Origin of the sequence: Streptomyces sp. NPDC048331 (assembly GCF_043201215.1) — a bacterium.
In the GTDB taxonomy this organism is placed as follows: domain Bacteria; phylum Actinomycetota; class Actinomycetes; order Streptomycetales; family Streptomycetaceae; genus Streptomyces.
On the sequence record NZ_JBICYT010000004.1, the window covers coordinates 420,929 to 431,380 of the forward strand.

The 10,452-nt window shown below is 72.0% G+C and carries 8 protein-coding genes; 7 read left to right on the forward strand and 1 reads right to left on the reverse strand.

Translation table 11 applies throughout. The features are described from left to right. Positions 1–33: 33 nt before the first annotated feature. On the reverse strand, positions 34–786 hold the full coding sequence (locus ACGFYY_RS09965) for a class I SAM-dependent DNA methyltransferase (RefSeq protein ID WP_393707990.1): 753 nt from the start codon (positions 784–786) through the stop codon (positions 34–36). 474 nt (positions 787–1,260) lie between these two features. Here ACGFYY_RS09965 and ACGFYY_RS09970 point away from each other — a divergent pair, with 474 nt between their 5' ends. The 7 genes from ACGFYY_RS09970 (at position 1,261) to ACGFYY_RS10000 (ending at position 10,218) form a co-directional block, all read left to right on the forward strand. Beyond that, entirely contained in the window at positions 1,261–1,500 is a 240-nt protein-coding gene (locus ACGFYY_RS09970) for a hypothetical protein (RefSeq protein ID WP_365274246.1), read from the forward strand. Positions 1,501–1,602: 102 nt separating this feature from the next. After that, positions 1,603–2,409, forward strand: coding sequence for a hypothetical protein (locus tag ACGFYY_RS09975; protein ID WP_393707992.1), 807 nt, complete (start codon positions 1,603–1,605; stop codon positions 2,407–2,409). Further along, positions 2,406–4,664, forward strand: a complete 2,259-nt coding sequence (locus ACGFYY_RS09980; protein WP_393707994.1) for an NHLP family bacteriocin export ABC transporter peptidase/permease/ATPase subunit — start codon at positions 2,406–2,408, stop codon at positions 4,662–4,664. The genes ACGFYY_RS09975 and ACGFYY_RS09980 overlap by 4 nt, the downstream gene beginning before the upstream one ends. A gap of 106 nt (positions 4,665–4,770) precedes the next feature. After that, complete coding sequence (locus ACGFYY_RS09985; RefSeq protein WP_393708030.1) at positions 4,771–7,599, forward strand: NHLP bacteriocin export ABC transporter permease/ATPase subunit; 2,829 nt, start codon at positions 4,771–4,773, stop codon at positions 7,597–7,599. Positions 7,600–7,630: 31 nt separating this feature from the next. Further along, the gene (locus ACGFYY_RS09990; protein WP_393707996.1) at positions 7,631–8,197 is read left to right on the forward strand and encodes a TetR/AcrR family transcriptional regulator; all 567 of its coding nucleotides are present in this window, start codon (positions 7,631–7,633) and stop codon (positions 8,195–8,197) included. Positions 8,198–8,278: 81 nt separating this feature from the next. Further along, a complete protein-coding gene (locus ACGFYY_RS09995) occupies positions 8,279–9,703 on the forward strand; it encodes an MFS transporter (protein WP_393707998.1) in 1,425 nt (474 codons plus the stop codon). Next, positions 9,700–10,218 carry an SRPBCC family protein gene (locus ACGFYY_RS10000; protein WP_393708000.1) on the forward strand — a complete coding sequence of 173 codons (519 nt, stop codon included), beginning with the start codon at positions 9,700–9,702 and terminating at the stop codon, positions 10,216–10,218. Before ACGFYY_RS09995 ends, ACGFYY_RS10000 begins: the two co-directional genes overlap by 4 nt. The last annotated feature ends 234 nt before the right edge of the window (positions 10,219–10,452 follow it).

Genomic DNA, 10,452 nt, shown 5'->3' on the forward strand with positions numbered 1-10,452 from the left:
TCCGCGTACGGCGACGGCCCGCGGTGGTCGGCCTCAGACCGGCTTGCGCCAGACCGAGATGTGCTTCGCGGAGTCCTGGGTGAACGGGGCCCCGTCCCAGTCCTCGACGCGACGTTCCAGCTCGAGCCCGGCGATCCGCGCCATCAGGTCGAGCTCTGCCGGCCAGGCGTACCGGTGCCGGGATGTGTCGCGGCGGTAGCGGCCGTCGTCGCCGTCGCTGCCGCCGTCGTGGGTGAAGTGGTGCGAGACGAGGATCTGTTCCACCAGGTCGAAGGTGTCGAATCCGACGTGCCGCTCGGAGACGTCGAAGGGCACCGCGACCTGACCGGGCGGCAGGAACCGCAGCGGCGGTACTCCCAGCTCGATGACGAATCGGCCGCCGGGCTCCAGATGACGGGCGGCGTTGCGGAAGCACTCGACCTGCTCGTCCTGCGTGAGCAGGTTCGTGATGGTGTTGTACACGAGGTAGACGAGGGTGAACCCGCCCGGGACGACGGTGGTGGCCATGTCCCCGATGGTCACCGGGAGCGTGCTCTCGTCGATCTTGCGCCGCAGCACCGCCGCCATGTGCTCGGACAGTTCGATGCCGACCACCGGCACGCCGCGTTCCCGGAGGGGGACGCCCACTCGCCCGGTTCCGATGGCGAACTCCAGTGCCCGGCCGTCTCCGGCGAGCGCGGCGAGGAAGGTGAGAGTCGGTTCGAGAACGGCGGCCGAGGACGTTTCGGCCTCCTCGGCGTCGTAACGGTCGGCGGTCGCTCGGGTCCACAGTTCACTGCTCGTCACGGACGGCCACTCTGCCGGGTGCCGAGGGTCGCTGTCGACGCATTTGTCTTCCCTTCGGCGCTGCCCACCCCTCCCCCGCGCGCACCGGGCGTGACGGGGCCCTCACCCCTCGCGTCCTGCGAAAACCTGCACATCGCATCCGCGAACTCGACAACCGACCTCCCCAGCAGAGCGATACGTCGGATATGTCGTGTCGCTTTGAGGGTGATTCACCCCGCTTCGCTCCATGTAAGCAGCGCGTCGGTCGCATGTGTTACTCGATTCTGTGAAGAAGTCGCCACTATTCGGTGAATCAAGCTGCACGTCCGTCGACAGAGGCGCTCGTGGAACCGTGACGGGAAGTCAACGGGATTGGGTAGGGGGCCCGTTCGCGTGCTTTCATCTTGCTCATCGCGGAAGTCCGGAACGGCGGCAGAGTTTTGCGTCACCGACCGTGCGGCGATGAATTCCTCCCCCCAATGAAAGGTGCGCGCCATGCGTAACGACATCGAGACCCGTGAGATCGACGACACCGAGCTGGACGCCGTTTCCGGCGGCCTCATCAGCGTGTCCGGTGGCCTGGCCGGCGCCGTGACCAGCGATGTCAACAATGTTGTGGGCCTCGTGGGCTCCCTCGGCACCGTTCAGGCCGCGACGGGCATCGTCTCCCACGTCCCCGGTCTCGTCACGGGCATCACCGGTGTTTCGGTGAACGCCGGTCGCGCCGGTCTCTGATCGGGAAATACCCGTGAACCCCGGAGCGTCCCCCACGGCTCCGGGGTTCTCGGCCGTCCGTACGTGTACCCAGCTCTATGCGTGCAGTTGAAGGAACAGTCCGTGCAGTTTCGCCAAAAGGCTCTTTCCAAGCTGCAATCGCCCGAGGAATTCGACCTGCCCGTTCGCTTCGCGCGCCCGCAGGGTCGACTGGTCCTGGCCGTCACGCTCGCCGTCATGGCGGCCGCGGCCTACTGGGCCTGCACCGGCACGGTGTCGTCCAAGCTGAGCGCGGCCGGCATCCTCACCCGGGCCGAGGGCAGCTACGTGCTGCAGACACCGGTCGCGGGACAGGTGACCGGAGTCCTCGCCGAGGAGGGGCAGGTGCTCGCCGCCGGTGCGCCCGTGCTCAACGTCCGTACGGAGCAAGGGGAACGGCCGGTTCGCGTGGTGGCAGGCGGCCGGCTGACGACGCTCGTGGCCAAGGTGGGTTCGGTCATCGCCATGGGTGCCGACGTGGCCACCGTGGAACGGGTGAAGGATCCGGCGGACCCGCTGGTGGCCGTCCTGTACGTGCCCGGCGGCAGCGGCTCGGCGATCGCCGTGGGCGCCGCGGTGGACCTGAACGTCCAGTCCGTCCCGCAGCCACGGTTCGGCACGCTGCGCGGGCGCGTCGTGGAGGTCGGTCGGGCCCCCCTGACGCGGGCGCAGATCGGCGGCTTCCTCGGCGACGCCGGGCTCGCCGAGCAGTTCTCCCGACAGGGCAGCCCGGTGGCCGTGGTGGTCCGGCTCGAACGCTCCGCCTCCACCCCCTCCGGCTACCGGTGGTCCTCCGCGGACGGGCCCCCGTACGCCGTCGATTCGAGGACGCCGGTCACCGGAGCCGTCCACCTCGCCGCGCAGCGCCCCGTCGACTGGCTGCTGCCGTGACCGCGCCGCAGCCGCCCTCCGCCGGGCGCCGGCGCCACCGCCCCGAGCCGAAGGGCGGCTCCCGCCGCAGGCCCGCGCCCGCGCCCGTACCCCGGGGGCGCACCCCGCGTCCCGTCCGCACGCCCACCGTGCTGCAGATGGAGGCGGTGGAGTGCGGCGCCGCCGCCCTGGCCATGGTGCTCGGCCACCACCGACGCTTCGTCCCGCTCGAGGAACTGCGCATCGCGTGCGGCGTCTCCCGCGACGGCTCCCGCGCCGGCAACCTCCTCAAGGCCGCCCGAGGGTACGGGCTGACGGCCAAGGGCATGCAGATGAGCCTGGCCGCGCTCGCCGAGGTGAGCGGCCCGGCCATCCTCTTCTGGGAGTTCAACCACTACGTCGTCTACGAGGGCACGGCCCGGCGATTCGGCCGGCGGGGTGTGTACGTCAACGACCCCGCCAAGGGCCGCCGGTTCGTCCCCATGGACGAGTTCGACAGCAGCTTCACCGGAGTCGTCCTGGTCTTCGAGCCCGGCGACGGGTTCCGCCGCGGTGGCCGCCGGCCCGGCGTGCTGGGGGCCGTGCCGGCCCGGCTGCGGGGCACCTCGGGCACCATGGCCGCCGCCGTGGTCGCGAGCCTCCTCCTGGTCGCCGTCGGCGTGGCGGTGCCGGCCCTGAGCCGTACCTACATCGACATGTTCCTCATCGGCGAACAGACGTCCCTGCTCGGGGTGCTGTTCGCCTCGATGGCCGTGGCCCTCGTACTCACCGCGGCCCTCACCGCGTTGCTGCAGGCCAACCTGCTGCGCGGACGGATCATCTCCTCGACGTTGAGCAGCGCCCGCTTCTTCCGGCACCTGCTGAGGCTTCCGGTCACCTTCTACTCCCAGCGCAATCCCGCCGATCTGGTCCAGCGTCTGCAGTCCAACGACGCGGTGGCGGAGACCCTCGCCCGGGACCTGTCAGCCGCCGCGGTGGACGCCGTGGTGGTCGTGCTCTACGCGGTACTGCTGTGGACGTACGATCCGCAGCTCACCCTGGTCGGGGTGGCCGTGGCGCTGCTCAACGTCGTCGCGCTGCGGATCGCGATCCGACTGCGGGCCACCGGTACCCAGAAGCTGCGCGCCGAGAGCGCCCGGCTGACCAACACCGCGTACAGCGGTCTTCAGCTCATCGAGACGATGAAGGCGACGGGCGGCGAGAACGGCTTCTTCCGCCGCTGGGCCGGGCAGCACGCGGTCACCCTGGACGTGCAGCAGCGGCTCGGTGTGCCCAGTGCCTGGCTGGCGATCGTCGCGCCCACGCTCGCGGCGTTCAACAGCGCGCTGATCCTGACGATCGGCGGCCTGCGGGCGGTGGAGGGCCATCTCACCGTGGGCCTGCTCGTCGCCTTCCAGGCCCTGGTGACCAGCTTCACCGCCCCGATCTCCCGGCTGGGCGGCGTCGCCGGGAGGATCCAGGACTTCGCGGCCGACATCGCCCGGCTGGAGGACGTGGAGAACTTTCCGGTCGACCGGGTCTACGCACGGCGGGAGCCGGCGGCCTCCACCCGACGCCTCAAGGGCCATGTGGAGCTGGACCGCGTCACCTTCGGCTACAACCCGCTGGACGCCCCTCTGCTGCGGGACTTCTCGCTCACGGTCGGACCGGGGCAGCAGGTCGCGCTCGTCGGGGGCTCCGGCAGTGGCAAGTCCACCGTCTCCCGGCTGGTCTCCGGCCTCCACGCCCCGTGGGCCGGGGCCATCCGTATCGACGGCATGCGGCTGGAGGACATTCCGCGCGGTGCGCTGGCCGCTTCCGTCTCCTTCGTCGACCAGGACGTGTTCCTCTTCGAAGGGACCGTCCGCGACAACGTCACGTTGTGGGACCCGTCCCTCACGGACGAGGCCGTCGTCGCCGCCCTCCAGGACGCCGCCGTGCACGAGGTGGTGGCCCGCCGACCCGGGGGGATCCACAGTCGTGTCGAGCAGGACGGCCGCAACTTCTCCGGTGGCCAGCGCCAGCGTCTGGAGATCGCGCGGGCTCTGGTGCGTCGGCCCAGCGTCATGGTGCTCGACGAGGTGACCAGCGCCCTGGACGCGGTGACGGAGCAGATCATCATCGACAATCTGCGCCGCCGCGGCTGCGCCTGTGTGGTCATCGCCCACCGGCTGAGCACGGTGCGCGACAGCGACGAGATCGTGGTGCTCGACCGGGGCACGGTCGTCGAGCGCGGACGGCACGATCAGCTGGTCGCCGCGCGGGGCCCGTACGCCGCACTGGTCAAGGAGCACTGAGGTGACGTACGCGCACCACGCCATCGACCCGGCCGCCTACCCGGCCACCGCCGCGGGCCCGTCGGGCTCGACGCCGGACCCGGACCCGGTGGTCGCGGCTCTGGGGATGCTGGGCACGCCCGTCGACTGCGCGGGGGTGGGCAGCCTTCTGCTGGAAGGCCCGCTCGTCCTGTGGCTGGTCGTCGAGGGCGAGCTGGACCTGTTCGCCGTGGACGCCGCGCAGTCGGGGCACTGGCACTTCCTGGGCCGGCTGGAGCCGGGCACGCTGCTGCTCGGTCCGGCCGAGGGCCCCGACCACACCCTGGTCGGCCGCCCCCTGCAGGGGTGCCGGCTGCGCCGCGTCGAACTACGGGAACTGCGGCACCCCCAGCACCCCCCGTACCCGCAGCACCCGGAGTACGGGGCCGGGTCGTTCCACGGCGGACCGTGGCACGCCGACGAGGGGCGGTACGGGGCGGTCCCCACGGATCGGCCGAGCCCGCTGGAGGACGCCTTCGCGCGCGGCATCGGCCGCGGTCTGCGCGTGCTCTACGAGGCACCGCTGGACGGCACCGCCACCACCGGGCACGGCGGGGCCGACGACGACATCCTGTGGATGCGGATCGTCCCCGGCAGCGTGCGGTACGGCGCCGTGTACGAGGCGGAGGCGGTGGGCACCCTCCTCGTCGACGCGGCGATGTGGCAGGGCATGGTCGACCAGCAGTACCGACTGCTGTACGCCCTGGACGGCTGGATCGAACAGCTGGAGCGCGCGCACGAGGACCGTACGGCGGCCGGCATCGAGGCGGGCCGGGCGGCCCGTACGCAGGCGGACCGGACCCTGTTGGCGTCCATCGTCCGCTCCGGCGGCCGGGATTCCCATCGGGGCTCGGACGTCGACGCGACCCTCGCCGCGTGCCGCCTCGTGGCGGGCGCGGCCGGTATCACCCTGGTCCCGCCGGGTGAGGCGGGTCCCTCCTCCGAGCAGCTCGATCCCGTCGAACGCATCGCGCTCGCCTCCCGGATCCGCACCCGCGAGGTCGGTCTGCGCGGGCGCTGGTGGCGGGAGAACTGCGGGCCGTTGGTGGGCCGGCGGGGGAAGGACGGCACGCCCGTCGCCCTGCTGTGGCGGCGTGGTGGCTACGAGGCGGTCGACCCCGCCACCGGCCGGCGCGAGCGGGTCGGGAGAGGCGACGAGGCCACCTTCGAACCGCGCGCCGTCATGCTGTACCGCCCCCTGCCCGAGGGGCGGGTGGGTCTGCCCGCGCTGCTCCGCTTCAGTGTGCGCGGCACCTTCCCCGAGTTGCGCGGCCTGCTGCTGGGCGGGCTGGTCGCGGTGGTCCTGGGCGCCCTGGTACCGGTCGCCACCGGCCAGGTCCTCGGGCGGTACGTGCCGCAGGGCGAGACCGGCCCGATCGTGCGGACCGGGGTGGCGCTGGTCGCGACCGCCGTGGTCTCGGCCGTCTTCATGCTGCTGCAGAACACCTCCCTCCTGCGCATGGAGGGCCGTATCGAGGCCACGTTGCAACCGGCCGTGTGGGACCGGCTGCTGCGACTGCCGGCGACGTTCTTCGCCGGTCGCTCCACCGGCGAACTGGCCGGCGCGGCGATGGGCATCAGCGCGATACGCCGCGTCCTGTCCGGCATCGGCCCGGTCTGCGTACAGGCGGGTGCCGTCGGCGCGGTGAGCCTCGTCCTGCTGCTCGTCCACAGCGTGCCGCTGGCGCTGGCGGCGCTGGCCATGCTGGTCGTCATCGCGGCGGTCTTCCTGGGCCTGGGGCTGTGGCAGTTGCGGTACGAGCGCCGGCTGAACACGCTCGGCCTCCGGTTGGGCAACCAGGCCTTCCAGACCCTGCGGGGCCTGCCCAAGCTGCGCGTCGCCGCCGCCGAGAGCTTCGCGTACGCGGCCTGGGCGCGGGAGTTCGCCCGTACCCGCGACCTGCACCAGCGGATCGGCCGCACCCAGAACGTGCTCACGGTCCTCGGCGCCGTCTACCTGCCGCTGTGCACGCTGGTGATGTTCGCGCTGCTGGCCGGCCCGGCCCGCGGCGCCCTGTCCGCCAGTGAGTTCCTCACCTTCAGCACCGCGCTGACCATGCTGCTGTCGTCGGTCACGCAGGTGACCGGAGCACTGATCTCGGCCGCCGCGGTGCTGCCGATGTTCGAGCAGATCCGGCCGCTCCTACGGGAGATCCCCGAGGTGGACCGCGCCAGTACCCGACCGGGCGAGCTGACCGGTGCCATCGAGGCGAAGAACCTGTCCTACCGCTACGCCGACGACGGCCCGCTCGTCCTCGACGACGTCGGCCTGCGGATCGCGTCGGGCGAGTTCGTCGCGATCGTGGGGGCGAGCGGCTGCGGCAAGTCGACACTGCTACGGCTGCTCATCGGCTTCGACCGGCCGCTCTCGGGCAGCGTGCTCTACGACGGCCAGGACCTGGCGGCGCTGGACCGGGCGGCCGTACGCCGCCAGTGCGGGGTCGTACTGCAGAACGCCCAGCCCCTGACCGGCTCGATCCTCGACTGCATCCGCGGCGCCGGGACGTTCTCGCTGGAGGAGGCGTGGGAGGCGGCCGCGATGGCGGGCCTGGCGGAGGACATCAAGGCCATGCCGATGGGCATGCACACCATCCTGTCCGACGGGGGCGGGACCGTCTCGGGCGGTCAGCGGCAGCGGCTGATGATCGCCCAGGCCCTCATCCGCAAGCCGCGCGTCCTCTTCCTCGACGAGGCCACCAGCGCGCTCGACAACGAGGCCCAGCGGGCGGTCATCGAGTCCACCCGCGCCCTGCGGGCCACCCGTCTCGTGATCGCCCACCGGCTGTCGACGGTCATGGACGCCGACCGTGTGATCGTCATGTCGGACGGCCGGATCGTCCAAGAGGGCTCGCCCGCCGCGCTGCTGGCCGACACGACGGGCCTCTTCCACGGCCTGGTACGTCGGCAATTGCGTTGACAGTCGAAAGTGTGAGTGATTGAGTACTCACATGAAGAGCGAACGACCCCGTCAGCTGTCCACCGCCGAAGAGCGCCGCGAGACGGTGCTGCGCACCGCCATCGGCGCCTTCGCGGCGCGCGGCTACTGGGGCACCACGACGACCGAGGTGGCGAAGGCGGCCGGCATCTCGCAGGCGTACGTCTACCGCTTGTTCCCGAACAAGGAACTGCTGTTCACCGCGGTGGTCGAGCACTGCTTCGTCCAGGTCCGGGCCGCTCTGGAGCGGGCGGCCGCCGAGGCGCGGGGCAGCTCCCCCGAGGCGGCACTGGAGGCCATGGGGGACGCGTACGCACTGCTGATCAGCGACAACGACCTGATGTTGATCCAGTTGCACGCCCAGGCGGCGGCCGTCTCCGAGCCCGCCGTCCGCGAGGCGGTCCGGCAGGGGTACGCCCGGCTGGTGGAGTACGTCCGGGGCGCCTGCGGCGGTACCGAGGCGCAGGTCCAGGAGTTCTTCGCCCTGGGCATGCTGTGCCACCTCATCGTTTCCGTGGGGGCCGACGGGATCGACGCCCCCTGGACCCGCACCCTGTCCCGGGGCATCAAGCACTACTGACTCCGGAAAATCGGCGGAGCGCGTCGCTCCGCCCTTTTTCGACATAAAGAGTGAGTGGTTAACCACTCAGAAGGGATAGCAGTGAAGACCACCACCGGCCGGAGCCCCGGAGCGGCGCTCGCCGCTCTGGCGGGAGCGCAGTTCACCGTCATGCTCGCGACCTCGATCGTGAACGTGGCCCTCCCGCAGATCCGCGACGGCGTCGGGCTGTCGGACAACGACACCACGTGGGTGGTCAACGCCTACGGACTGGCCTTCGGCGCGCTGCTGTTGGCCGGTGGCCGGGCCGCCGACCTCATCGGCCGGCGCCGCGTGCTGCTCGCGGGCGTCGTGGTGTTCGGCGCCGCGTCCCTGGCGGCCGGAGCGGCCACCTCGTCCCCGGCCCTGATCGCGGCCCGTGCGGCACAGGGCCTGGGAGCGGCGGCGATCGCCCCGGCGGCGCTGGCCCTGGTGATGGAGCTGTTCCCGCCCGGTCCCGGGCGGGGCCGGGCCCTGGGGGTGTGGGGCGCCGTGTCCGGCGCGGGAGGCGCGGCGGGAGTCCTGCTCGGTGGTGTCCTCACCCAGGCGTGGGGCTGGCCGTGGATCTTCTACGCCGTCACCGTCGGCGCGCTCCTGGTCCTGGTCGGCGTCGTGGTGAGCGTGCCGCGCACCCCGGTCACCGGCGGCGGCGCGTTCGACCTGCCCGGCGGCATCGCGATCACCCTCGCGCTGACCGCACTGGTGTGGGGTCTGACCACGGCCCGCCGGTCGGGCTGGACGGACGCCTCCGTCCTCGGGGCCTTCGCCGCCGCCGCGGTACTGGCGGCCGTGTTCGTCCTGGTCGAGCGCCGCCACCCGAACCCCCTGCTGCCGCCGCGCCTGTTCCGGGCCGCTCGGGTCACGGCCGGCAACCTGCTGATGGCCCTGCTGGGTTCGGTGTGGATCGCCCTGTTCTTCTTCCTCCCGCTCTACCAGCAGCAGGTGCTCGGCGCCGGCCCGTTGGCCGCCGGGCTGGGTCAGCTCCCGCTGGCACTGGCCAACATGCTCGGCTCCACTCTCGCCCCGCGGATCGCCCGCCGGATCGGCGCCACGGCGACGGTGACCACGGCCCTGCTGGTCGAGGCGGCCGGACTGCTGTGGCTGTCCCGGATCAGTGCCGACGGCGGTTACCTCACCGACGTCCTCGGCCCGAGCACCCTGATCGGCGTCGGTCTGAGCATCGCCTTCGTCCAGCTCACCGCGTTGTCCGTGGAGGGCGTGGCCGGGCGGGACGCCGGGCTGGCCGGTGGCCTGGTGAACACCACCCGGCAGGTCGGCGGCGCGATCGGCCTCGCCGTCCTGGCCACGCTCGCCGGCACCACCACCGCCGGAGCGGCCGGACACCTGCCGCACCTCGAAGCCCTCACCGCCGGCTACCGCATGGCCTTCGGCCTCTCCGCCGCCGTCCTCGCGGCCGCCGCCGCCCTCACGCCGCTCCTCGTCCGGACCGGCGCCCGTCGCGCCGAACCCGTACCCGCACACCCGTGACCACGCACCCACCGCGCACCCACCACCACGTACCCGTCACCGCAGAGCACATCGACCGAGAGGAAGAACCCATGTTCACCATCGACGAGACCGCACCCGTCATCGTCCGCCTGTCCACCGTGATCGACGCTCCGCCGGAGCGGGTCTGGGACCTGCACACCCGGATCGACGCCTGGCCGAGCTGGAACTCCGACGTCGACCGGGCCGTGCTCGACGGTCCGCTGGTACCGGGTGGCTCCTTCCGCTGGGAGACGCACGGCCTGGACATCACCTCCACCGTCGTCGAACTCGTCCCCGGTGAGCGGGTCGTGTGGGGCGGCCCGGCGAACGGTATCCAGGGGGTCCACGTGTGGACCTTCGAGCGGATCGACGGCGACCGGGTGCGGGTCCGTACCGAGGAGTCCTGGAGCGGTGCCCCCGTCGACGCCGCGACCGACGAGCTCGGCCGGGCCCTGCGCTCCTCGCTGACCTCCTGGCTCGCGGCCCTCAAGGCCCGCGCCGAGCAGGCCGACTGACCGCCCACACCCGCACGTACACCACGCCCGCACGACGCCCACACCCACACCCACACCACCGAGCGAGGTCCCTGGCATGACGACTCACAAGCCCTACCTGACCGGCCACTACACCCCGGCCGTCGACGAGATCACCTCGACCGACCTGACCGTGGAGGGTTCGCTGCCGCCAGAGCTGACCGGCCGGCTGCTGCGCAACGGCCACAACCCCAAGCCCGGTGTCACCCCCACCCA